General features: G+C 62.3%; 17 protein-coding genes. 5 read left to right on the forward strand and 12 right to left on the reverse strand.

The window, feature by feature from the left end; genetic code table 11:
- Positions 1–2: 2 nt before the first annotated feature.
- The 6 genes from rbbA to ACROSR_RS12595 all read right to left on the reverse strand — a co-directional run bounded on the left by rbbA (position 3) and on the right by ACROSR_RS12595 (position 9,485).
- Complete coding sequence (gene rbbA / locus ACROSR_RS12570) at positions 3–2,729, reverse strand: ribosome-associated ATPase/putative transporter RbbA (RefSeq protein WP_432685548.1); 2,727 nt, start codon at positions 2,727–2,729, stop codon at positions 3–5.
- Complete coding sequence (locus tag ACROSR_RS12575; RefSeq protein ID WP_432685550.1) at positions 2,719–3,708, reverse strand: HlyD family secretion protein; 990 nt, start codon at positions 3,706–3,708, stop codon at positions 2,719–2,721. Before ACROSR_RS12575 ends, rbbA begins: the two co-directional genes overlap by 11 nt.
- 47 nt (positions 3,709–3,755) lie before the next feature.
- A complete protein-coding gene (locus tag ACROSR_RS12580) occupies positions 3,756–4,607 on the reverse strand; it encodes an isochorismatase family protein (RefSeq protein WP_432685552.1) in 852 nt (283 codons plus the stop codon).
- Positions 4,608–4,836: 229 nt separating this feature from the next.
- Complete coding sequence (polX, locus tag ACROSR_RS12585; protein ID WP_432685554.1) at positions 4,837–6,558, reverse strand: DNA polymerase/3'-5' exonuclease PolX; 1,722 nt, start codon at positions 6,556–6,558, stop codon at positions 4,837–4,839.
- A 14-nt stretch (positions 6,559–6,572) separates the two neighbouring features.
- Positions 6,573–8,570: an NAD-dependent DNA ligase LigA gene (gene ligA / locus ACROSR_RS12590; RefSeq protein WP_432685556.1), complete on the reverse strand. Its 1,998-nt coding sequence runs from the start codon at positions 8,568–8,570 to the stop codon at positions 6,573–6,575.
- Positions 8,571–8,798: 228 nt separating this feature from the next.
- Positions 8,799–9,485, reverse strand: coding sequence for an NAD(P)/FAD-dependent oxidoreductase (locus ACROSR_RS12595; protein WP_432685558.1), 687 nt, complete (start codon positions 9,483–9,485; stop codon positions 8,799–8,801).
- Positions 9,486–9,630: 145 nt separating this feature from the next.
- Between ACROSR_RS12595 and ACROSR_RS12600 the strand changes: the two genes are divergently transcribed.
- Together ACROSR_RS12600 and ACROSR_RS12605 are read left to right on the forward strand one after the other, a co-directional pair.
- Positions 9,631–9,918 (forward strand): sll1863 family stress response protein, encoded by a 288-nt coding sequence (locus ACROSR_RS12600; protein WP_432685560.1) that lies wholly within the window; start codon positions 9,631–9,633, stop codon positions 9,916–9,918.
- 561 nt (positions 9,919–10,479) lie between these two features.
- Positions 10,480–11,349 (forward strand): MBL fold metallo-hydrolase, encoded by an 870-nt coding sequence (locus tag ACROSR_RS12605; RefSeq protein WP_432685562.1) that lies wholly within the window; start codon positions 10,480–10,482, stop codon positions 11,347–11,349.
- 176 nt (positions 11,350–11,525) lie between these two features.
- Here the strand turns inward: ACROSR_RS12605 and ACROSR_RS12610 are convergent, their stop codons facing one another.
- The 6 genes from ACROSR_RS12610 to istA form a co-directional block, all read right to left on the reverse strand.
- Positions 11,526–12,401: a lysophospholipid acyltransferase family protein gene (locus ACROSR_RS12610; protein WP_432685564.1), complete on the reverse strand. Its 876-nt coding sequence runs from the start codon at positions 12,399–12,401 to the stop codon at positions 11,526–11,528.
- A gap of 250 nt (positions 12,402–12,651) precedes the next feature.
- The gene (locus tag ACROSR_RS12615; RefSeq protein WP_432685566.1) at positions 12,652–13,059 is read right to left on the reverse strand and encodes a universal stress protein; all 408 of its coding nucleotides are present in this window, start codon (positions 13,057–13,059) and stop codon (positions 12,652–12,654) included.
- 477 nt (positions 13,060–13,536) lie between these two features.
- On the reverse strand, positions 13,537–13,986 hold the full coding sequence (locus ACROSR_RS12620) for an SOS response-associated peptidase family protein (protein WP_432685609.1): 450 nt from the start codon (positions 13,984–13,986) through the stop codon (positions 13,537–13,539).
- Positions 13,926–14,465, reverse strand: a complete 540-nt coding sequence (locus tag ACROSR_RS12625) for an SOS response-associated peptidase family protein (RefSeq protein ID WP_432685568.1) — start codon at positions 14,463–14,465, stop codon at positions 13,926–13,928. Before ACROSR_RS12625 ends, ACROSR_RS12620 begins: the two co-directional genes overlap by 61 nt.
- A gap of 349 nt (positions 14,466–14,814) precedes the next feature.
- Entirely contained in the window at positions 14,815–15,579 is a 765-nt protein-coding gene (gene istB / locus ACROSR_RS12630) for an IS21-like element helper ATPase IstB (RefSeq protein WP_432685570.1), read from the reverse strand.
- The gene (gene istA, locus ACROSR_RS12635) at positions 15,576–17,072 is read right to left on the reverse strand and encodes an IS21 family transposase (protein ID WP_432685572.1); all 1,497 of its coding nucleotides are present in this window, start codon (positions 17,070–17,072) and stop codon (positions 15,576–15,578) included. Before istA ends, istB begins: the two co-directional genes overlap by 4 nt.
- 843 nt (positions 17,073–17,915) lie before the next feature.
- Between istA and ACROSR_RS12640 the strand changes: the two genes are divergently transcribed.
- From ACROSR_RS12640 to ACROSR_RS12650, 3 genes are read left to right on the forward strand one after another with little or no spacing between them, the layout of a single operon-like run.
- Positions 17,916–18,569 carry a DNA methyltransferase gene (locus ACROSR_RS12640; RefSeq protein ID WP_432685574.1) on the forward strand — a complete coding sequence of 218 codons (654 nt, stop codon included), beginning with the start codon at positions 17,916–17,918 and terminating at the stop codon, positions 18,567–18,569.
- Complete coding sequence (locus ACROSR_RS12645; protein ID WP_432685576.1) at positions 18,566–20,155, forward strand: Eco57I restriction-modification methylase domain-containing protein; 1,590 nt, start codon at positions 18,566–18,568, stop codon at positions 20,153–20,155. Before ACROSR_RS12640 ends, ACROSR_RS12645 begins: the two co-directional genes overlap by 4 nt.
- Complete coding sequence (locus ACROSR_RS12650) at positions 20,142–22,682, forward strand: DEAD/DEAH box helicase family protein (protein WP_432685578.1); 2,541 nt, start codon at positions 20,142–20,144, stop codon at positions 22,680–22,682. Before ACROSR_RS12645 ends, ACROSR_RS12650 begins: the two co-directional genes overlap by 14 nt.
- The last annotated feature ends 101 nt before the right edge of the window (positions 22,683–22,783 follow it).

Consider the following 22,783-nt stretch of genomic DNA (forward strand, 5'->3'; position numbering starts at 1 on the left):
GCTCAGGCCTCCTGCTTTTGCAGCAAAAGGGTGGCAAGACCGAGGAAAAGCCCACAGAACCCCGCAAGGATCAGATGGTTGAGGTAGAGATCGCCAAGGCCAAGCCCCTTGTTGAACACCCCGGTGCTGATCCGCTGGAAATAGAGCGCGGGAAAGGATTCGCCGATGATCCGCGCCACCCCGTCAAGCGTGGAGACCGGGTAGAGCATGCCCGAGAAGTTCACCGTCGGGATGATCACGATGATCGCGCTGCCGAAGATCGCGGCGATCTGGCTGCGCACGAAGGTGGAGATCACCAGCCCGAACCCCGTCGCCGCCGTCGTGTAAAGCAAGGCCCCGGTCACGAGCGCCAGCAGGCTGCCCTCGATGCGCAGGCCGAACACCACCAGCAGCATGCCGACCAGGATGACGAAGCTGACCATTGCGACGGCGATGTAGGGCATCTGCTTGCCGATCAGGAATTCCAGCTTGCGCACCGGGGCCGCGTAGAGATTGGTGATCGAGCCCATCTCCTTTTCCCGCACGATCCCTAGCGCGGTCATCATCGTCGGGATCATGATCAGCATCATCATCAGGACGCCGGGCGGGATCGCGTAGGCCGAATCGAAGCTCTGATTGTAGCGAAAGCGCGGCTCGATCGTCGCGGGATAGAGATCCGGCACCTGACCGGTCGCGGTCCGCGACATCTCGGTCAGAAAGCCGGCGAAGGCGGCCTCGGCGTAGCGCCGCGCGGATTCGGCCCGCACCGTGTTCGAGCCATCCAGCCAGAGCGCCACCTCGGGCCGGTTTCCGGCCAGGATATCGTGACCAAAATCCGGCGGGATGACGAGGGCCATGGTGATATCGCCCCTGCGCAGCGGTCCCGTCATGCCGGCGACGGAGTCCAGATCGCCATGGTCCTGAAAATACCGCGAGCTTGAAAACTGACGCCCCAGGGCACGGCTCTCGGCGCTGCGATCCTGATCGACGGTCGCGTAGGACAGGTTCTCGACGTCGAAGGAAATGCCGAAGCCGACCGCGATCATCAGGATCATCGGCCCCAAAAGTGCAAAGCTGAGCCGGATCGGATCGCGCCCGAGCTCGACCCCCTCGCGGCGGGCAAAGGCCCAGATCCGGGCCGACGACAGAAGGCTGCGGCGGCCCTCGGCACGGCGTTGCTGGCGGTCGGGCGCAGGCGCCTCGACAGGCGTCTCTTCACCCGCGGCCTCTTCGAGATATGCGATGAACGCGTCCTCGAGGCTGTCCGCCCCGCGCTCACGGCGCAGGCTTTCGGGATCCCCCACCGCCAGAACCCGCCCCGCATGCATGAGCGAGATGCGGTCGCAACGTTCGGCCTCGTTCATGAAATGGGTCGATATGAAGATCGTGACACCATCCTCGCGCGACAGCGAGATCAGCAATTCCCAGAACCTGTCCCGCACCACCGGATCGACGCCCGATGTCGGCTCGTCGAGGATCAGCATCTCGGGCTTGTGCAGGACGGCGACGGCCAGCTGCAGGCGCTGGCGGACGCCGAGCGGCAGGGTATTGGGGTAGCTTCCGGCGACGCCCCGAAGCTCGAACCGCTCCAGCAACTCCTCGACGCGGTCGCGTCGCCGCGCAGCGGTCAGTTGAAAAAGCTGCGCGTGCAGCACGAGGTTCTGTCGCACCGAAAGCTCTGAATAGAGCGAAAAGGATTGCGACATGTATCCGACCCGGCGCCGCGTCGCGAGATCACGGCTGTCCACCGGCTTGCCGAAAAGGCTGGCCTGGCCCTCGGTCGGCTCCAGCAGGCCGGTCAGCATCTTCATCGTGGTGGTCTTGCCGCACCCGTTGGAGCCGAGAAACCCGAAGATCTCGCCCTTCTCGATCTCGAAACTGACATCGTCGACGGCGGTGAAGTCGCCAAATCGCTTGGTCAGCCCCTCGGCCTCGATCGCGGCGTGGCCTTCGGTCCGGTCGCGCGGGGGCAGATGCACTTCGCCGTGGCCGGCGCGTTTCTCTTCCGGCAGGAAGGCGATGAACGCCTCTTCCAGCGTGTCCGCCCCGGCCTCGGAGCGCAGATCCTGCGGCGTGCCGGTGGCCAGAACCCGGCCCGCATCCATCGCGACCACGTGGTCAAAGCGTTCGGCCTCGGACATGTAGGCCGTGGCGATCGCCATGGTCATGCCCTCGCTCCGCGCGCGGATGCGATCGATGAGGTCCCAGAACTGCTTGCGCGACAACGGATCGACGCCGGTCGTGGGCTCGTCGAGGATCAGCAGATCGGGGTCGTGGATCAGCGCGCAACACAGCGACAGCTTCTGCTTCATGCCACCCGACAACTTTCCCGCCGGACGCGCCGCGAAGGGGGCCAGCCCGGTGCTGTCCAGAAGCTCCTTTATCCGTGAATCGCGTTCCGCCGCGCCCTGCCCGAAGAGCCGGCCGAAGAAATCGACATTCTCCTGCACCGACAGCGTCGGGTAAAGGTTCCGCCCCAGGCCTTGCGGCATGTAGGCGATGCGCGGGTAGCTCGCGGCGCGATGCGCGGGGTCGGCCATGTCGCCGCCCAGCACCGCGACCCGGCCCTCCTGGATCCGCCGGATCCCGGCCATCAGGCCCAGAAGCGTGGATTTTCCGACCCCGTCCGGCCCGATCAGCCCCACCATCCGACCCCGGGGAAAGGACAGGCTGACATCGTCCAGCGCCGTGACCGCGCCGTAGTGGTGGCTGATATGCGCCAGATCGGCGGTGATCGTCTCAGCGGACATCGGGCAGCCGGACGGCCAGTTCTTCGGGCCATTGCGCGCCCGGATCTATGCGCACATGGGCGAGCCCGGGGACACCGGTCTTCACCACGTCCTGATAGTCGGCGAGGATCTCGGGCGGGATGCGCAGCTTGACCCGGAACATCAGGTTCTCGCGCTCCTCCTCGGTCTCGACATATTTGGGGGTGAACTGCGCCTCGCCCGCGACAAAGCTGACATGCGCCGGAATCACGTAATCGGGGGCGGCATCGAGCACCAGCCGCGCCTCGGCCCCGTAGGCGAGCCGCCCCGCCGCGCCGGTCGGCAGGTAGACGGTCATCACCACGTCGCTCAGATCCAGCAGGGTGAGGACACGTGCCCCGGCGCCCAGCACCTCGCCCGGCTCGGCGAGGCGATACTGCACACGCCCCGCACGCGGCGCGCGCAGGGCATAATCGGCGAGATCCGCGCGCAGCCGGTCGACAGTGGCCTGCGCGGCCTCGATCCGGGCCTGCGCCGCAGCGATGCCGGCCTTCGCCGACTCCACCGCCGCCTCGGCCGACTCCTTTTTCGACAGGCGCAGATCGATGGTTTCCCCGGAGGCAAAGCCACGCGCGCCCAGTTCCTCAGCGCGATAAAGTTCCTTTTCGGCGAAGGTCAGCGTGCTTTTTCTTTCCGCCAGCACCGCGCGACGTTCCGCCAGCGCCTCGCGGGCCGAGACGACATGCGCTTCGGCCTCACGCAGTTGCGCCCTAAGCTGCGTGTCGTCGAGCCGGGCCAGCACCTGATCCGCCTCGACCCTGTCACCTTCGCTGACCGTGATCTCTGTCAGGCGTCCGGCGAATTTCGTGGCGACATCCACGCGTTCGGCCTCGATCCGCCCGTTCGCGGTGGCAAACCCGGGCGGCGGGCCGTCAGTCCGGTTCATCATCCAGTAGAGGGCTCCGGCGCCGACAAGCACGAGAAGGCCGGCTGCCAGCAGAAATCCCGTCTTTCCGCCCATCGGGTCATGCCTTTCGTTTCAGGGGTTGCGGGCGCGGCGCGCAGGGATCAGTCGTCCTTGCGGCCATCGGGAAAGCGCGTGCCCTTCACCGCCCCCGGCTGGCCAGTGTCAAAGTCGTTTTGCATATACCGGACGACATCCTCGGTTGCGAGCACCTTTGCGACGGTGCTGTTGGCGACCGTGAGCGCGGTTTGCTGGTTCGCCGTCGCCGTGGCGACGGCATCGCCGACGACCACCACGTCATAGCCCCGCGAGTTGCCGGCATAGGCGGTGCTCAGCACGCATTCATCCGTCCAGAGTCCGACGATCACGATCGTGTCGATATCGAGCGCCTTGAGCTTCTTGTCCAGATAAGAGGCACCGTCCGGGTCGAACGTCCAGAACATGTCGAGATGCTTGCCGTGATAGAACCAGCCATCTGCCACTTCATCATCGGTCGGGGCAATCTCGGCCAGAGGTTCCAGCCCGGGCGCACCGGTAAAGACATAGGCCGCGTTTTCCGGGTTGTCGGGGCGCAGACCCCTGGGACCGTACCAGCGATCCATGGCGTTCGAAATTCCGTCATCGAAACGCCGGCTCCACGCACTCCAGGCGATGCAGACGCCATCACTCCGACTGCGCGCCGTTCGGAAGGCATCGACGATCCGGACCATGTTGGGCAGGATGTCCCCGGCATAGGCGCGATACTCTTCCTGACAGTCATCCAGAAGAAGGGCGATCCGCCGTGGACGATCGCCCAGATCCCATGACGCCCAGAACGCGATCGGGGTTTCGTTGGGGCCGTCCGGCGTGCTGCTGTAATTCGGCATCGGCTCCATCGCGAGCGACATGTCGCGAAACTTGCAAGGCTGCCGGAGCGCCTCTTTCAGGGTCGGGATATCGCTATCATCGGTTGTCATGACCATGCTCCTTGTGACTTGCGAACTCTGTCATCGCACCCGTGCGCCGGTGACACGGTACCCGCACCCGGGACCGATCCCCGTAATCCAGCCATGCATCCTGCCACCGCGTTGCTCGCACCCCTAGCAGATCACCCCGGACCCTCATTGATACGGATCAATCGGGTGGAATATTCACGCGTTGCTTCGGCTTGCGCAGGACCGGCACCCACCGCAGCCATTCACGTTCTCAGGTTCGTCGTAACCTGCCGGATAGGTCGCTCCAGCTCAGCGTGTTGACCACCTGCGCCGCCGAGAGCCAGCCGCGCCGGGCCTGATCAATGCCGTGGCGCATGTTGGCCAGCCCGCCGGTGGAATGCGCGTCGGTGGATATCGCGATGCCAACGCCGCGTTCGGCAGCCATGCGACAATCAAGGTCGTTAAGGTCCAGCCGGCTCGGATTGGCGTTGAGTTCAAGCATGCAACCGCTGTCCTTCGCGGCCTCCACGAGGCGGTTCATGTCGACCGCAAAGGCCCTGCGCACGCCGATCAGCCGCACGGTCGGATGACCGATGATGGTGACCAGAGGGTTGTCCATCGCCCGCAGGATCCGCTCGGTCTGCTCGGTCTCGGAGAGATCGAGTTTCGCGTGCACCGAGGCAACGACAAGGTCCAGTTTCCGCAGGAGGGAGTCGGGAAAATCGAGCCGTCCTTCCTCGAGGATGTCCACCTCGCAGGAGGCCAGAAGACGGATGCCGTCAAGCTTTTCGTCCAATGATGCGATCTCGTCGATCTGCGCCTCGAGATCGTGCCGGCTCAGCCCGCCGGCCTGGGTCTGGCTTTTCGAGTGATCGGTGATCGCGAGGTATTCATACCCCATGTCCCGCGCCGCCTCCGCCATCTCGCGCAGCGTGTTCTTGCCGTCCGAGGCCTTGGTGTGCACATGCAGATCGCCCTTGATGTCGTCGCGCGTGACGAGGTCTGGCAATCGTCCGTCCTGCGCGGCCTCGATTTCGCCCCGGTTCTCGCGCAGGACGGGGGCGATCCATGGCAGTCCGATGCTGTCGTAAACCTCCTCCTCCGTTGCGCCGGCCACGCGGTGTTTACCGTCGAACAGGCCGTATTCGTTGAGCTTGAGGTCGCGCGCCTGTGCCCTGCGGCGCCCGGCGATGTTATGCGCCTTCGAGCCGGTGAAATAATGCAAGGCCGCCCCCCAGCTTGCCTCGGGGATCACCCTCAGGTCAACGTCAAGCCCCGATCGCAGCGTCACGGTCGCCCGTGTCCTGCCCTGCGATGCGATATCCTCGACCTCGTCATAGGCCGTGAACCGGTCGATGATGGTGCCGCCATCCGCGCCTGCGACAAGGATATCCAGATCGCCGACCGTTTCCTTTCGCCGGCGATAGCTGCCGGCGATTTCGGCCTTTTTCACACCGTCGATCTGCCGCACCCATGCCAGCAGCGGCTCGGCGAATTCCTCGGCAGTATCGAGCCGGAACCGGCGGTCAGTGATATTGCCCGTTTTCAGTTCCTCAAGGATCTTCTCTTGGGTCTTCGGGCCGAAGCCTTCGATCCCGGCGATCCTGCCAGCCTCGGCAGCCGCCTGCAGATCGTCGATCGAGGTCAGATCCAGCGCCTCGAACAGAGCCCGCGCGCGCTTTGGCCCGATACCGGGAATGCGGGTGGCCTGAACCGTGGCTTCGGGGACCTCTCGCGCAATCTCGTCGAGAAGCGGCAGATGACCGGTGCGCACGATCTCGGCGATCTTTTCCGCAAGATCCTCTCCGATATCGGGCAATGCGCTCAGATCCTCGCCCGCGCCGAGCATCCGGGCCACCGACCGGCTCTGGTCGCGGATCGTGTTGGCCGCGTTCCGGTAGGCACGGACGCGAAAGCGGTTGGCATCCCGGATTTCCAAAAGGTCCGCGACGTGGTCGAATATCGACGCGATTTCGCTGTTATGTACGGGCATCGCTCCGGTCTCCTTCAGTCAAGCATCTTCGCGAATGCGTCTTCGTCCAGGGTCTCGGCACCTTCGTCCCGCGCATCCTGCAGCTTGGCACCCGGATCCGTTCCCACGACCACGTAATCGGTCCTGCCGCTGACGCTCGAGGCCACGCATCCGCCGCGGCGTTCGATCTCTTCGGTCGCGTCCTCGCGGGTCCATCGCTGCAGCTTGCCCGTCAAGACGAAGGTCTTGCCCTTCAGCGATGTTCCCTCCTGTTCGAGCGGTTGCGGCGACACCCCGGCCTCAAGCAGCCGGGCGATCACCTCCCTGTTCCTCGGCTCGTCGAAAAATGCCCTGATGCTTGCCGCGGTTTCGGCGCCGATGCCGCCCGTCGCTTCGATCTCTGCCTGCGATGCCTGCTTCAGCTCGTCGAGCGTGCCGAAGGCGCGGGCAAGCCTGCGCGCGACGTCCTCTCCGACATGGCGGATCCCGAGAGCTGCGAGAAACCGGTCCAGCGTCACCTCCTGCCGGTCATGGATCGCATCATGCAGGGCCGTGGCCGATTTGCGGGCAAACCCGTCGAGGCCCGCGAGACCCTCAACGCTCAGGTCGTAGAGATCGGCAATATCCTCCACCATCCCGCGGTCGACGAGCTGCGCGGAGGTCTTTTCACCCAAGCCCTCGATATCCATCGCCGCTCTTGCGCCGTAATGCACCAGTCGTCCCTGCAACTGTGCGGGGCAGGCGATCCCGGCGGGGCACCAGGTCAGCGGCCCGGACCGTTCGACCGCGGCCCCGCAGGAGGGGCAGTGATCGGGCATCCCGAATGGCTCTGCCCGCGCGACACCCGGTCGCGGGACGCGCTCGCAGACCTCAGGGATCACGTCGCCCGCCCGCGCGATCCGCACCGTGTCCCCGACGCGAAGGTCCTTGCGATGCACCTCCTCTTCATTGTGAAGTGTCGCCCGCGCCACGGTCACACCGCCAACATCGACCGGGTCGAGCAGCGCCACAGGCGTCAGCGCGCCCGTGCGGCCGACGCTGACCACGATATCCGCGATCCGGGTTTCCTCGCGCCTCGGCGGAAACTTCCAGGCGATCGCCCATCTCGGGCTTCGGCTGCGCGTGCCGAGCGCCTCCCGGGCCGCGCGCGCATCAAGCTTGAGGACGATCCCGTCGATCTCGTAATCCAGATCGTCGCGGGCCTGCTGGAGTGAATCGTGGAACGCCGCGACATCTTCAAACGTGCCGCAGCGCGCCCTGTTGCCGATCACCGGCAGCCCGAGGTCCCGGAGCCGATCGAGAAGCGCCCATTGTGTCGGGGCCGTGTCGTCATCGATCCCGGACGCGTCGTAAAAGGTGACGGCAAACCTTGTGTCCTCTGCCAGGGACGGATCGAGGCGACGCAAAAGCCCGGCAGCCGCATTACGCGGGTTGGTGAAAGGCGCATCCCCGCGCTCCACCCGCGCCTTGTTGACCTTCTGAAAGCTCGATCTGGGCAGGATCGCTTCGCCGCGCAGGGCAATCCTGTCGCTCAGATCATCGGCTGCTTCCAGATGCAGGGGAAGGGCGCGGACAGCCCGCAGCGTATGGCTGATATCCTCGCCCGTCTCGCCATCGCCGCGGGTCGCGCCCCGAAGGAAACCACCATTCTCGTAGACGACCTCGATCGACAGGCCATCGAATTTCGGCTCGGCCACGAGCATGCTGTCGGCGTCGCCCGTCTCGTCACGGACCCACTTGAGAAACTCCGAGACCTCCTCATTGGTGCGCACCGCGTCAAGGCTCAGCATCGGTATCACATGCTTGACCTTTCCAAGGTCGGATACCGGCTCTGCACCGACGCGCTGCGTCGGCGAATCCGGGGTTACGAGATCGGGATGCGCCTGCTCGAGCTTCTGGAGTTCGGCGAACAACCGGTCGTATTCCGTGTCCGAAATCTCCGGCGCGTCTTTGACGTGGTAAAGGCGATCATGCCGATCGATCTGCCGGTGGAGGTCCCTGGCCCACTGCGCGGCATCTTGTGTGTCAGGCATGGTGAAACTCAGCTCCCGATGCAGATCGAGATGACATTACGGGACGCCAAGTACGGATCGGGGTCTTGGCCATCAGGCAGGGCTGCAGGATTGCACGCACTCCTTGGCCTGATTACCTAGAACAAGGCTCGAATAGCAGTCCGATGGTCGGCGTCAGGCCAATTTTCTGGGAATATTTGGACGTGATCCTCGATAATGGCACTCATGCCGGCGCGGAGACGGTTCGCGTCAATCCAGCGCGTCATGACCGATTGCCTCGCAGCCCGAAAGATCGGATCCGCCCGCGTCGGGCACGTGCCTTGCCAGATCGCGCAAGGCACTGCGCAGGCCCTCTTCGAGGACCGGGTGGTAGAAGGGCATCGCCAGCATGTCGGACACAGTCAGGTCGCGCTCGACCGCGAGGGCCAGAAGATGGGCCAGATGTTCGGCGCCGGGCACGCACATCTCTGCGGCCAGAAGCCGACCGCTGGAGCGGTCGGCGTGAAGGTGCAGCACACCAGCGGCGGTTTGTGCCATGCGCGCCCGCGCCTGTCTCGAGAAATCTACGCTGCCGGCGACGATGTCCCTATGCTGCAGGTCAGACAGCGGGGGGCCGACCCGCGCCACCTGGGGCGACGAGAACACGATGGACAGGGGCGTGCGTCGGCACAGGCCGCCGCGGCCGGCACCCGGTGCCGCCATGCGGCCCGCGATATGCCCCTCATCCGCGGCCTCGTGCAGCAGCGGGCGATAACCGTTCGCGTCGCCCGTCAGGAAGATCGGCAGGTCGCCGATGCGCAGGGTTGCGGGGTCGATCCTTGGCATGCCCTTGTCGTCGAGCGGCACGCCCAGCGTGTCCAGCCCCAGATCCTCGACATTGGGCCGCCGTCCCATTGCGGCGAGCACGGCATCGGCCTCGTCCACCTTGGCTTTCATCTTCTCGATCTAAATCGGTTCACATTACATGGTGGGTTCCAAAGTTTTCTACGTTCATTAACATAGATCAAACGGGCACGCCCAAACATCACCTATACTTCGTCATTTCGGGGGCGACCCGACCCTAGTCAAAAGGAGATCCTGAATGTCCGAGCGCGAACAGTATATCGAAAAAGCCAAGGCGAAGCTCGACGAGTGGAACGCCGAGATCGACAAGATGAAAGCCAAGGTGGACGAGGCCGAGGCCGATTCGAAGGCCGAGTACGAAAAGCAATTGAAAGAGATGCGCAGCAAGCGCGACGAGGCCGAAGCCAAGCTGAAAGAGATGCGGGAAGCCAGCGACGACGCGTGGGAGGACATGAAATCCGGCTTCGACAAGATGTGGGACACCATGTCGGACGCGTTCAAGAGCGCCATGTCGCGGTTCAAGTGAAGGCCGCTTCACGATGGCCGACATCGGACCAATGCGAGGTCTCCTTGGCGCCACGGTGATCTGCGTCGCCATGCCAGATGCGCTGGCGCAGACACCACCGCCTTCACGGCCACAGAGAATAAACGAGCCCGGATGTCAGAAATAATGGACGCCAGTACGACCCATTCCGAACAGGGACGCGCCCAAGTGGCGTCGGAGACACACGGGACGCTGCGCCGTCTCGATGCGTGCAAAGGTCCTGACGCGTGCGACGTGGCTCTCAACCCAGGCGCGGGCAGCTCCGGGGAACGCGTTGAAGACCTGTTTCATGGATGCATGATGCGCCTTTCCCGATACTTGGGCCGCCGCCGAAGAGGATTTGCCCGTACCGTTCATGACCGGCACGGGCGCGCGTTCGTTCCTGGTGGTCAAGATATTTGCTGCGCGCGCGGTTGGCAGGGCGGATGCCACCGCCGCTTGGCCGAGGTTGGCGGCACCCGACCTGACGCCGGCCTTCCTGAGATGATGGATTTCCGGACGCGCGCGCCGTTCCGCTGAAACACCCGAACGCAGGATACACGCATGACCCCGATCATCCGCGCCTTTTTCGACAGACCGACCGGCAGCCTGCAATATGTCTTTCATTGCCCCGAGACGCGGAAAGCCGCCATCGTCGACCCGGTCTGGAACTTCCACCCCGAGGCCGGGGCGGTCACCACCGAAAGCGCCGACGAGATCCTGAGCTATGTCCGCGACGAGGGACTCGAGGTGGTCCGGGTGCTCGACACCCACCCCCACGCCGATCATTTCAGCGCGGCCCCCTATCTGTCCACGAAACTTGGCGCACCCACTGCCATCGGTGAAAAGGTGACTGAGGTGCAGGAACTCTGGAAGGGCCTCTACCATCTGGATGACGATTTCCCGACCGACGGCACGCAATGGGACCATCTGTTCGCCGAGGGCGAGGATTTCATGGTCGGCGAGATCCCCGTGAAGGTGATGTTTTCGCCCGGTCACACGCTGGCCTCGATCACCTATGTCGCTGGCGATGCGGCATTCGTCCACGACACCTTGATGATGCCCGAACGCGGCACCAGCCGGGCCGATTTCCCCGGCGGCAGCACTGAAGATCTCTGGGCCTCGCTCCGGATGATCCTCGATCTTCCCGGTTATACCCGGCTTTACGTCGGTCACGATTACCCGGATGAGGATGCCGCGCCCGAATACATGGCGACCGTGGCCGAACATCGCTTGCGAAACCGCCACGTCAAAGACGGGATCGGCAAGGCCGAATTCATCGCGACCCGGAACGCGCGCGACGCGACACTGCCCTTGCCCGCACGGATGCTCGCCGCCCTTCAGGTCAACATTCGGGGCGGACGCCTGCCAGAGGATGAGGCCGACGGGCACAGGTATCTCAAGATCCCCGTCGGCAAGTTTGATCCGCGATGAGACGCCGCTCGAACGCGCCTTGGCCGGATCACGTATACCAGCGGGGTTGAGATCCGCGAGGGCGAGGCCCGCAACCGGTCGGGCCCTGTCACAGCGTCACAGCGCCGGTCCCGGCCCCGGGATGACCAACTTTCCGCCGGGCGCGGTCACCGCCGCCTTCACCCGCGCTGGCGGCGTCAGGCACCCGTCCACCGGCGCAGCATCCAGTACCACTGTCCCGGATTGTCGAGGACGCGGGCGGAAAGGCTGTCATTGACGGCTTTTGTCATCGTGAGGGCGTCCGAATGGGGAATGGGAGCTTCGAATTCGACATCGAACTCCGCGCCATCCGGCCGGCGCGTCCCGTAGGCGGGGACAAGGGGCAGATCGTATTTCAGCGCCAGGGCGGCGGGCGCCGTCGATGTTAGCGCCGGCAGGCCGAGGAACGGCACGCGTTCGCCTTCGGCATATTTCTCGTCGAGCATGATGGCCAGAAAGCCACCCCGGCGCAGGTGGCGCACCAGCTCCATCGTGCCGGCCCGTCCCGTCGCGATCACCGGCCGGCCGCCCTCTTCGATGCCGGCGAGGAACCCGCGCTGGTAAAAGCGGTTCTTCTGCTTGCGATAGACGGCGCCGGTCTCCATCCCGCGCGCTTTCAGAACGGCGCGCACCGCGTCCCACTGCCCGAAATGCCCGGACACGACGATCGCTCCCTTTCCCACAGCGCGCGCCTCTTCCAACGCGGCCAGTCCGGGGCCGGACACATGAAAGCGGTCCGGTCTCGACTGGAACTCCGCGCTGCGGAGGATCTCGAACAGGGTGCGCCCCATGTTGCGACCCATCTCGCGCCTGAGGGCGGCGCGCTGGCCGCGCGGCATGTCGGGAAACACCCGCAGCACTTCTTTGTCGAAGCGCCAGCGCGCGGGCGGAAACCAGCGCATCGCAAGACCGACCATACCCCCGAAAAGCCGGGCGCGATGATCGAGGCTGCGCAGGCGCGTGGCAGACAGCGCGGACCACAGCGGGATGTATTGGGCGCGATGCCATAGCGAGGCGAAGAAGTCGGATACCATACAGGATATATGTGGGCATCCCGGCCCGGGGCCAACAGCCAATCACCGACCGTACCTGACAATGTTCCGATCGCGCGTCTGCACGATGCCTTGGATGGTTCCATGTCCAGACGCCGCATGCGCGGCCTTTGCCGTCAGGCGGATGAGCGAAGCCATTAAGCCCGCGTCCCCGATCGAGACCGCGGATCTGGGAAACCGCGTCCTGCCGAGCCGAAAGACCCGCTCCCAAACGCGCGACCCCTGCGACGCCTCAGCGGATCACATGCACCGCACAATTGGCATGGCGCACCACCTGGGTCGCCGTCGATCCCAGAAGCAGATCCTGCATGCCGGGCCTGTGACTTGCGATGACGATGCAATCGGGTTGATTTTTTTCGGCCCAATCCAGAACGGTGCGGCCGGCATGCCCCGCGATCACATGCGCGCTGGCATTCGGCAGGGTCGCGGCCATGTCGGCCAGCTCCTTCTCGGCGGTCTCGCGGGCATCGGACTGATACTCTGAGGGCAAGGCGGAAAGCACGTAATTGGGCACCTGCTCGACGACATGCAGCAACGCAATCTTGCCATTCTCACCGGCCAGGTGCTTTGCCACAGCCAGCGAGCCGGCGCTGTCGCGCTCGGTATCAAATGACACCGGAACCAGAACATTGTTGTACATCGGATATCCTTTCCCTTGTCGCAAGGCCATACTACCCTGGATTCGAGCGGGCGCCTTGCGCCAAATCAACCGGCGGTGAGCGGTTCTAGGCGGCCGTCAGCGGGTGAGAGGAGTCCTTGTGGTGCTGCCATTTGTGGACAGCTCCGTTTGCGCAAGGGTTGATTTGAGCTATTCCGTTGAACAATCCGGTTCGGTAGCCAGATTGCCCTCCTTCTAAGATTTGAGGCGCGTGCGCCTGCTCTTCGCCAGCGGGCTGCTTTCGGGATATGAGGAAGCATTTCGAGCTTCCTGAGGTTGTGGACACTGGCTGCGAGGTGGAATCCGTCATGTGTCCGCTTTCGAGGTTGCACCGAGAAAATCTTGCTGATGCAGCGAATTCACACTTCCCGCCCTGCGTGTCGGGTGCTGCGCCTGCGTTCGCCGATGACTTGACCGTCCGTAAAGAAGCTGGGAACGGTCGGCTGCGCTTGCAGCGCATCATGCGGGCACCATTGACAGCAAAGGGTTCTTCGCGTCGGTCTCTGCGGTGGCGACCAGATCGATCGTGTCCGAGGTCATCTGTGTGAAGTGGGTAGACCGTGTTCCGGCATATTTCGGCCGGTCGGTGCAATGAGGCCGTCTCCCACAAGTCGCGTGGTTATCCAGAAAAGTCCAGACCCGCAGCGCAGGATCCGATTTGAGACCTTCGCCGCTTTGATGGATGACATTGCTGTCGGCCGGGAAGGGCCTGATCAGGGCAAAGGCCTCATCCGGCGTGCCGGTCAGCCATGTCTCGTAGTCATTCGGATCCAGGGTCATCGGCATCCGATCGGGATGCGTTTCTTTGGTCAGCGCGTTCGGCGTGGTCGTGACCATGGATGAGGTGGTCATCTCGCGGTTCTCATCCCCGCCATAATTGCCTTTGAAGACGCGCCAGATGCCGGCCAGAGCGAATGGGGGCGCACGCCGTCACCTCTCACACCGAACCAGACATAGGTCGCCGGATTGCGGCCTTTGGGCTCACAGAAGCTGGTCGCCGGGATGAGGCAGCGGCGATCCTTGAAACTCTTCATCCAGAAGCGCGAGTGTTGCAGCTTGTCATCTCGCGCGTTGTTGACAGCCTTGGGCTGGATCGGCTTGCCTGTCTTCTTCGAGACCTGCGGCAGCACGAAGCCCCAATGCGCGTTCTGCAACCAGCGGGTGCCTTCGGCATCCATGCCGACGATGGGAGACATGCCTTTGGGAAAGATCGCTGGCAAAGGCTCTGCGTTCCCGAGCCTGTCATGCGCGGTACCCACAACGAATAACCGGCGCATCTCGGTCGAAGACATGGTGTTCGAATAAAGATTGCACATAGGGAGAAGGATAGACTGTTGATCGGCGCAGAGCACACTTTTTTGGCCAACTGCGCCCAATGGCAGCGGCATGCCAGACCCACCTGGGCCGACACTCACTGCGTTCTGCCGACGACCGGATCGACAAGTGAGAAGTTGGATATACGGAACCTCATTGAGCGGGCATCTGGTCGCCCGAAGATATCTGCTTTTCAGGGGGACTCGCAAAACGTTGAGGTGGCGTTGAAGTGAAACGCGCATGCTCTTACACAAGTTGTCAACGGCGGAGTAAAATCCGGCCATTGGGCGGCACAAAATCCGGCCACTTTGGATTTGGGCGTAACGCGCGCCACGTGGCTGCGGCCAGTCAGCCGCGCTTCCCAAATAGCTGGCGGATGACTGGCCGCCTTGGCCCGTCAGGGCCAAGGCAGCGAGGGTCGTCTCAGGCGGTGTCGGTTGACTTTCGCGCGCGGCTCTGCGCGAGGCGATAGCTCTTGCCGTTCATCTCGAGGATGTTGACGTGGTGGGTTAGTCTGTCGAGTAGGGCCCCGGTCAGACGTTCGGTGCCGAAGGTTTCGGTCCATTCGTCGAATGGCAGGTTGCTGGTGATCAGCGTGGCCCCGCGCTCGTAGCGCTGCGAGATCAGCTCGAACAGCAGCTCGGCGCCGGTCTTGGAGAGCGGCACGAAGCCCAGCTCGTCGATGATGAGCAGCTTGACGCTGGCCAGTTGCTTTTGCAGGCGCAGCAGACGGCGTTCGTCGCGGGCCTCCATCAACTCATTGACCAGCGCCGCGGCGGTGGTGAAGCGGACAGGCAACCCCTTCTGGCAGGCCGCCAATCCGAGTCCCAAGGCGATGTGGGTCTTGCCGGTGCCGCTCGGGCCGAGGGCAATGGTGTTCTCGCGCCGCTCGATCCATTCGCAGCGGGCCAGTTCCAGCACCTGCATTTTGTTGAGCTTCGGGATCGCCTTGAAGTCGAAGCTGTCCAGGCCCTTGGCGGCCGGGAACTTCGCCGCCTTGATGCGACGCTCGACCATCCGGCGTTCGCGGTCGATCATCTCCAATTCGACCAGGCGCGCCAGGAACTGAACGTGATCCAGCCCTTCGGTGGCGCATTGACGGGCGAGCTTCTCGTATTCGCGCAGGAAGGTCGGCAGCTTCAGGGTCTTCAGGTGATGGGCGAGCAGGATCTGCGGAGCCTCCGTCATTCCGCCGCCTCCGCCATCAGGGTCATATAGCTCGCGGTCAAGGTCGTCTCGACGTCGGCACGCGGCAGGTAGGGATAGCTGGCCATGTCCAGCTTGGGCGGGCGCTTCTCGATCCGGCAAAGCAGAAGATGCTTGACCGCATCGAAGCCTGTCGCGCGCAGGCGCAGCGCATCCTTGACCGCCGCGTGGAGGTCGTCGAGGCCGAATGTCTCCAGCAGTCTCAGGACTTGCACATACTCACGCCGACCCATCTTCAGCATGTGTGCCTCCATGAGACGGCGCAGGGTCTGGAACTCTTCGGGCAGATCCCATTCCGCCAAAGGCGCAGCCTGGTCCAGGGCGTTGATCTTGCGTTCGATCAGCGGGAGGTAGTGGACCGGGTCGAAGACCACATCCTCGCGCGCGTAACACCGCGGATGCCGGGCGATGACGTCCCCCCGGCAGCCGATCACGACCTGATCGACATAGCCGCGCACCCAGACATTCTGGTGACCATAGGCGACGGGAACCGAGTAATCGTTGGTCTCGTAGCGCACGAGTGATTGCGAACTGACCTGGACGCTGGCCTGCGCGCAAGCCTCGAATGGCGCCCCGGGCAGGGGCTTCATCGCCGCCAGATCGCGCTGCAGCCTTTCGCCGATCGTTTCCTTGTGGCCGCGCAGGATCTCGTTCTGGCGTTTGCGGCATTGGGCCTCCAGATCCGCGTTGAACGCGTCCCAGCTGGCAAAACACGGGACCGGCACCATGAAGTTCCGGCGGGCGTAACCGACGATCCCTTCGACCTTACCCTTGTCGTTGCCCTTGCCGGGCCGCCCGTAGCGATCCCGCACCAGGTAATGCGACTGCAGGGCGCTGAACAGCGTGGCGCGCTTGCGCGTCCCGTCCGCCAGGATCTTCGAGACCAGGCAGCGGTCGTTGTCATAGAGGACCGACTGCGGGACGCCGCCGAAGAAGGCAAAGGCATGAACATGGCCATCCATCCAGGCCTCCGCCGTCGCCGCAGGATAGGCCCGCACGAAGCAGGCATCGCTGTGCGGCAGATCGAGGATGAAGAAATGGGCCTTCTGCTCGGTGCCCTCGATGACCACCATGGCTTCGCCGAAATCCGCCTGCGCATCCCCGGGCGGGTGGGCGAGCGGCACGAACATCTCACGTCCACGCCGCTCGCGGTCCCGGATGTAGTCCTTGATGATCGTGTAGCCGCCGGTGAAACCGTGCTCCTCGCGCAACCGGTCATACACCCGCTTGGCGGTATGGCGCTGCTTGCGGTGGGTCTCACGATCCCCGTCCAGCCACGCGTCGATGATCTCGGTGAACCCGTCCAGCTTGGGGCGCTTGATCGGCTGCTGACGCCGATAACCGGGCGGCGCTGAAAACGCCAGCATCTTGGCCACGCTGTCGCGCGAAACATTGAAATGACGCGCTGCTTCTCGCTGGCTCATGCCTTCGCCACACGCCAGGCGAACCTTCAAATACAAATCCACGGTATGCATCTCCACGCCCCTCTTGCCGTCACAAGAAGAGCAAAGTGGCCGGTTTTTACGCCGCCCGCAGCAGGACTATCCCGCCGCTACCGTGGCCGAGTTTTGCACCGCCGTTCTCACAAGTGAAACACTCGGGTTTTAAGTATCTGATATATTTTGGAAAAATGGTTGCGGGAGGGCGAGGTAAACGCCTCTCACCGAATGCAGCTGGCGACTGCGAGGCATTGGTTGCGGGAGGGGGCAACCGCAGTTCCTTACCTGCCGTCTGTTGCTGAGCGTCTTGACCTTTCGAATCCCGTTCGGTCCGCCACTTGCCCCCGCGAAAGCGTTCTCCCGATCCGGCTGCGGCCGGATTTTCTCGTTGTATTCGAGGGTTATGCGGGAGGGGCTGAGCACTGGCCCCGGCTCCTGGAGGCCCGAAAGCGGTCTCTAAGGGCCAGTATTCTCCGGACCTGAGGACTGCTCTGTTTTGGTGAATTGCCTGTAATAAACTGACTTCGCTAGTTTTTTTCAGCGGACTGGCTGTGCACTTCGACGCCGGTGGCGTTCGCGAGATGGAACAGAAATCGAACTCAGGATCGCAGCAAAGGAAGCCAAAGTCGTCAGGAAGGCAAAGCAGTCCGCCCTCGCCGCGACGCCGGGCGTGGGGAACTAGGGCAAGACCCCGCTCGACGTGGACGCGGTGAGGAACGCTTGGCAACCTGCCGAGCCTGGGAGACAGCAATGCGGGGGAGTATCTTCACCCTGAGCGGCCCTCCGATCTGCGCGCCTCTCGACCGCATAGGCCGCAAACATACCGCGACGCGCTCATCTCGTGTTTACCGGGTCGAGCCAAGCTGCCATTACTAGAACATGAGCCTGATAAGATCAAAGAAACGAGTTGCCGACCATGGCGAAGTGTTCACGCCGCCATGGCTGGTCGACGCCATGCTCGACCTCGTCAAAGACGAGACGGACAGAATTGACTCACGTTTTCTGGAACCGGCCTGCGGGAGTGGCAATTTTCTGGTTCGCGTTCTGCAGAGAAAACTTGCTGCCGTCGAAACCAAGTTTGGAAAATCCCAATTTGAGAAGGCGCATTACTCCCTTCTCGGCCTTATGTGCATTTACGGCATTGAACTGCTCGAAGACAACATCGCCGAGTGCCGGGCGAACCTGATCGAGATATTTTCGGACTATCTCGGTCTCGACAAATCGGACGACCTGTATCGCGCCGCATCGTTCGTGCTGTCGTGCAATCTCCTCCATGGTGACGCGGTCACCATGCGAAGGCATGACGGTGAGCCGATCACATTCGCCGAATGGGGCTATCTCGGCAGGGGCAAGTTCCAGCGGCGCGACTTCCGCCTGGACGTCCTCACTGGCTCATCGAGGTTCAGCGCGGAAGGATCGCTGTTCGCGCATCTCGGCAAGCATGAGCTTTTCACCCCGATCAGGACCTACCAGCCGATGACAGTACGCGACCTCGCAGCTGGCAGCGGCGGAACACCGATGGAGGCTGCATGAGCGTACAGGCCGGCTTTGCTCTGCGTGGGCGCAATCCCGATGTGCTGACATGCATCGCGAACCTGTCAAACGACGAGGTCTTCACGCCACCCGAGTTCGCCAACACGATGCTGGACACACTCGCCACGGCTTGGGCATCCGACAACGGTGGCGCAAACATCTGGGCGGACAGGAATGTAAGGTTCCTCGATCCCTGCACCAAATCCGGTGTGTTCCTCCGAGAGATAACCAATCGCCTCACCGAGGGGCTGAGCGAGCAAATCCCAGACCTTCAGGAGCGTGTAGATCACATTCTGTCACAGCAGGTGTTCGGCATCGGCATCACCCATCTGACCAGCATGCTGGCGCGGCGCAGCGTTTATTGTTCAAAGCACGCCAATGGTGCCCACGCCATTACCCGACGGTTCAATAACGATACAGGCAACATCTGGTTCGAGCGCACGGAACATGAATGGGATAAGGGGAAATGTGTGTTCTGCGGCGCCGGGCAAGCCAGCTACGATCGAGGTGAGGGATTGGAGACGCATGCCTATGCGTTCATCCATTCAAACAACATAAGAACTCGGCTCACAGAGCTGTTTGGAGGTGAAATGCAGTTTGACGTCATTGTGGGTAACCCACCTTATCAGCTTGGCTCAGATGGGGGCACCAGAGACGTGCCGATCTATCAACGCTTCGTTGAGCAAGCGAAATCTCTGCAACCTCGTTATATGACGATGGTTATTCCATCTCGTTGGATGGCTTCGGGACTTGGCCTAACGGAGTTCCGGCGATCAATGCTAGAGGACAGACGTATACGGGAGTTGATTGATTTCCCTGCCGCGAGTGATGTTTTTCCAGGCGTAGAAGTCAAGGCCGGCGTCTGCTATTTCCTGTGGGACTCAACGTATGATGGAGATTGCTCGGTCACGACTGTGCGCGGAGGGGATGTCATTGGGCCCGTGACCCGGAATCTCGGGGAGTATGATGTATTCGTTCGGGACTCACAAGCTGTCTCGATATTGCACAAAGTTTTGCGGCACAATGAATCATCGATAAACACGATACTGGCTCGCGACAAAGAATTCGGCTGGACCTCCAATTTCGACGGCTTCCATGCCCGAGAGAAACCTGGAGATATTCCTCTCTTTTTTATTCGCAAAATGAAGCGTGGAAACGGATATATTGAACGCAAAGACGTCACCAAGAGCGCGCACCTCATCGACACTTGGAAGGTTCTGGTGCCGCAGGCATTCAATGGAGGCGATGCCATTCCTCATCAGATTTTAGGAAAGCCACAGATTGCTCCATCGCCATCTGTATGCACGCAATCTTTCCTGTTTTTTTATGTGCAATCTCAAAATGAAGCAAAGAGTATTCAGTCGTATTATTCCACGCGCTTCTTTCGATTCCTCGTATCTGTCCGAAAGATCACACAGCACGCCACACACTCAACCTATGCATGGGTGCCTATGCAGACCTGGGATCGCAATTGGACTGACGCGGTACTTTACGAGAAGTACGGCATCTCCCGTGAAGAGCAGGCCTACATCGAGTCTCAAGTTCGGCCAATGAAGCTTGACGACGGTGAAGATGAACAAGCCTAGCATCGACGAAATTCTCGCCCCGAAGCCAGAAGTTCGCCCCCGCATATACGCCTACTCTATTGCCGACGATGCTCACGCTGGTCTTCTCAAGATCGGGCAGACGACGCGCGACGTGAAGCGGCGTGTGGCCGAGCAGCTCAAGACTGCCGCCATCAAGAACTACCGCATCGAATTGGACGAGCCTGCCGAGCGGGACGACGGCACCGTCTTCACCGACCACGAGGTACGCGCAGCCCTCGCCCGCAAGGGATTTGCGAACAGCGAACTGGAGTGGATGCACTGCACGCTGGGCGATGTGAAGACGGTCCTGACCGAGTTGCGGACAGGCAAGAAATTCAGCGGCAACCATCACCTGACGTTCCCGATGCGCCGGGAGCAAGCCGAGGCCGTGGACGTGACGCACGGCTATTTCATGTCCCGCTGGGCCGAGGACATGCATGCGGTGCCGCGGTTTCTCTGGAACGCCAAGATGCGGTTCGGAAAGACCTTCACGACCTACCAACTGGCGAAGAAGCTCGGCGCCAAGCGGGTGCTCGTGGTGACCTTCAAGCCTGCGGTCGAGGATGCGTGGCAGACGGATCTGGAGAGCCACGTCGATTTCGACGGCTGGCAGTACCTGTCGAAAAACTCCGGCGGCGACCCGACCCAGATCGACCGCTCCAAGCCCGTCGTCTACTTCGGCTCGTTCCAGGACTTGCTGGGCCGTGACGCCGGAGGGAACATCAAGGCGAAGAACGAGTGGCTGCACCAGGTGAACTGGGACCTCGTCGTGTTCGACGAGTACCATTTCGGTGCTTGGCGGGAGACCGCGAAAGAGCTGTTCGAGGGCGAGGAAGAGGCGGTCGCCAAGAAGGAGGCCAAGCTGGAATATGACCCCGGCCTAGATAGCGTGAACGAGGATCTCAACGTCCTGTCCAACGACGAGACCGAGTTCCTGCCGATCACGACAAGGGCCTACGTCTATCTGTCCGGAACGCCGTTCAAGGCGCTCGCGACCGGCGAGTTCATTGAGGAACAGATCTTCAACTGGACCTACACGGACGAGCAACGCGCGAAGGTGGAATTCGGCGCCAAGCATCCGGACAAATGGAACCCCTATGGCGCACTGCCACAGATGCGGCTCCTGACATATCAGATGCCCGATGAGCTCCTGGCAATCGCGAGCGCCGGGGAGTTCGACGAGTTCGATCTAAACGAGTTCTTCTCCGCGACCGGCATCGGGACCGGCGCTCAGTTCAAGCACAAGAGCGATGTACAGAAGTGGCTCGACATCATCCGCGGCCAATACGCACCGCGAGCTGTCGAAAGCCTAAAGACGGGCACCCGGCCGCCATTCCCGTACTCGGATGTGCGCTTGCTGCCATACCTACAGCACTCGTTCTGGTTTCTGCCCAACGTGGCGGCTTGCCACGCGATGGCCAACCTGCTGGCCGAGAAGCACAACACCTTCTGGCACGACTACGACGTCGTTGTCTCTGCCGGTGCGTCGGCGGGGATCGGTTTGGATGCGCTGCCGCCAGTACGCAAAGCGATCGGGAGCGGCTTCGACACAAAGACGATCACGCTATCCTGCGGCAAGCTGACGACCGGCGTGACCGTGCCGCAGTGGTCGTCGATCATGATGCTCCGCAATCTGAAATCGCCCGAGACCTACTTTCAGGCGGCGTTTCGCGTTCAGTCTCCGTGGTCCATCAAGAACCCGAATGGCGACAATCCTAACGAGGAGGAGATCCTAAAGCCGATCTGCTTCGTGTTCGACTTCGCGCCGACCAGGGCGCTTCGTCAGCTGTCCGAGTACGGGATCGGCCTGGCCCCGAATAAGCCAAACCCCGAGAACGCCGTTAAGGACCTCGTATCGTTTCTGCCCGTGCTGGCCTACGACGGCGCGAACATGACGCAGATCGACGCGGGTGGCATCCTCGACATCGCGATGGCCGGAACCTCGGCGACGCTGCTCGCGCGCAAATGGGAAAGCGCGATGCTGGTGAATGTGGACAACGATACCCTCCGTCGTGTCCTCGACAACCCCGAAGCGATGGCAGCGGTAGAGCGCATCGAGGGTTGGCGCTCGCTAGGCGACAACATCATCGAGACGATCATCAACAAGAGCGAGAAGGTCAAGGAACTCAAGAACAAGGCCAAGAACGGCGGTCTCACTGAAAAGGAGAAGAAGGAACTCACGGCCGAGGAAAAGGAATACAAGTCCAAGCGGAAGCTTGTGCAGGAGAAGCTGATCAAGTTCGCCACACGGATTCCGGCATTCATGTACCTGACCGATTTCCGCGAAAACACTTTGCAGGACGTGATCACCAAGCTCGAGCCGGACCTGTTTCTGACGGTCACAGGACTGACGGTGAAGGATTTCCACCTGCTCGTGCGCCTCAAAGTGTTCAACACCGAGCAGATGAACCAGGCGGTCTTCGCTTTCCGACGCTACGAGGACGCCTCATTGCGGTACACGGGCATCGAAAGCCACAAAGGACTGACTCACTACGGGTTGTACGACACTGTTGTCGCGAGGGAATAAATCGGATCAACTGCTGAGGCAGATAAGAAACCGAGCTATCACGCAACAATGCGAAGTTAATTGAATGTAGCGCGATTCAATATTTGTGTATGACCTTTTCG

It is taken from the genome of Roseovarius tibetensis (assembly GCF_050896375.1).
In the GTDB taxonomy this organism is placed as follows: Bacteria; Pseudomonadota; Alphaproteobacteria; order Rhodobacterales; family Rhodobacteraceae; genus Roseovarius; species Roseovarius tibetensis.

Bases quoted from the DNA above. Each gene is read 5' to 3' on its own strand.
- ACROSR_RS12650 (WP_432685578.1), top strand. From the start codon at position 20,142: ATGAACAAGCCTAGCATCGACGAAATTCTCGCCCCGAAGCCAGAAGTT.
- polX (WP_432685554.1), bottom strand. From the start codon at position 6,558: ATGCCCGTACATAACAGCGAAATCGCGTCGATATTCGACCACGTCGCG.
- ACROSR_RS12580 (WP_432685552.1), bottom strand. From the start codon at position 4,607: ATGACAACCGATGATAGCGATATCCCGACCCTGAAAGAGGCGCTCCGG.
- ACROSR_RS12645 (WP_432685576.1), top strand. From the start codon at position 18,566: ATGAGCGTACAGGCCGGCTTTGCTCTGCGTGGGCGCAATCCCGATGTG.
- istB (WP_432685570.1), bottom strand. From the start codon at position 15,579: ATGACGGAGGCTCCGCAGATCCTGCTCGCCCATCACCTGAAGACCCTG.
- ACROSR_RS12640 (WP_432685574.1), top strand. From the start codon at position 17,916: ATGAGCCTGATAAGATCAAAGAAACGAGTTGCCGACCATGGCGAAGTG.
- ACROSR_RS12625 (WP_432685568.1), bottom strand. From the start codon at position 14,465: ATGCCGCTGCCATTGGGCGCAGTTGGCCAAAAAAGTGTGCTCTGCGCC.
- ACROSR_RS12575 (WP_432685550.1), bottom strand. From the start codon at position 3,708: ATGGGCGGAAAGACGGGATTTCTGCTGGCAGCCGGCCTTCTCGTGCTT.
- ACROSR_RS12605 (WP_432685562.1), top strand. From the start codon at position 10,480: ATGACCCCGATCATCCGCGCCTTTTTCGACAGACCGACCGGCAGCCTG.
- ACROSR_RS12610 (WP_432685564.1), bottom strand. From the start codon at position 12,401: ATGGTATCCGACTTCTTCGCCTCGCTATGGCATCGCGCCCAATACATC.
- ACROSR_RS12595 (WP_432685558.1), bottom strand. From the start codon at position 9,485: ATGAAAGCCAAGGTGGACGAGGCCGATGCCGTGCTCGCCGCAATGGGA.
- rbbA (WP_432685548.1), bottom strand. From the start codon at position 2,729: ATGTCCGCTGAGACGATCACCGCCGATCTGGCGCATATCAGCCACCAC.
- ACROSR_RS12600 (WP_432685560.1), top strand. From the start codon at position 9,631: ATGTCCGAGCGCGAACAGTATATCGAAAAAGCCAAGGCGAAGCTCGAC.
- ligA (WP_432685556.1), bottom strand. From the start codon at position 8,570: ATGCCTGACACACAAGATGCCGCGCAGTGGGCCAGGGACCTCCACCGG.
- istA (WP_432685572.1), bottom strand. From the start codon at position 17,072: ATGCATACCGTGGATTTGTATTTGAAGGTTCGCCTGGCGTGTGGCGAA.
- ACROSR_RS12615 (WP_432685566.1), bottom strand. From the start codon at position 13,059: ATGTACAACAATGTTCTGGTTCCGGTGTCATTTGATACCGAGCGCGAC.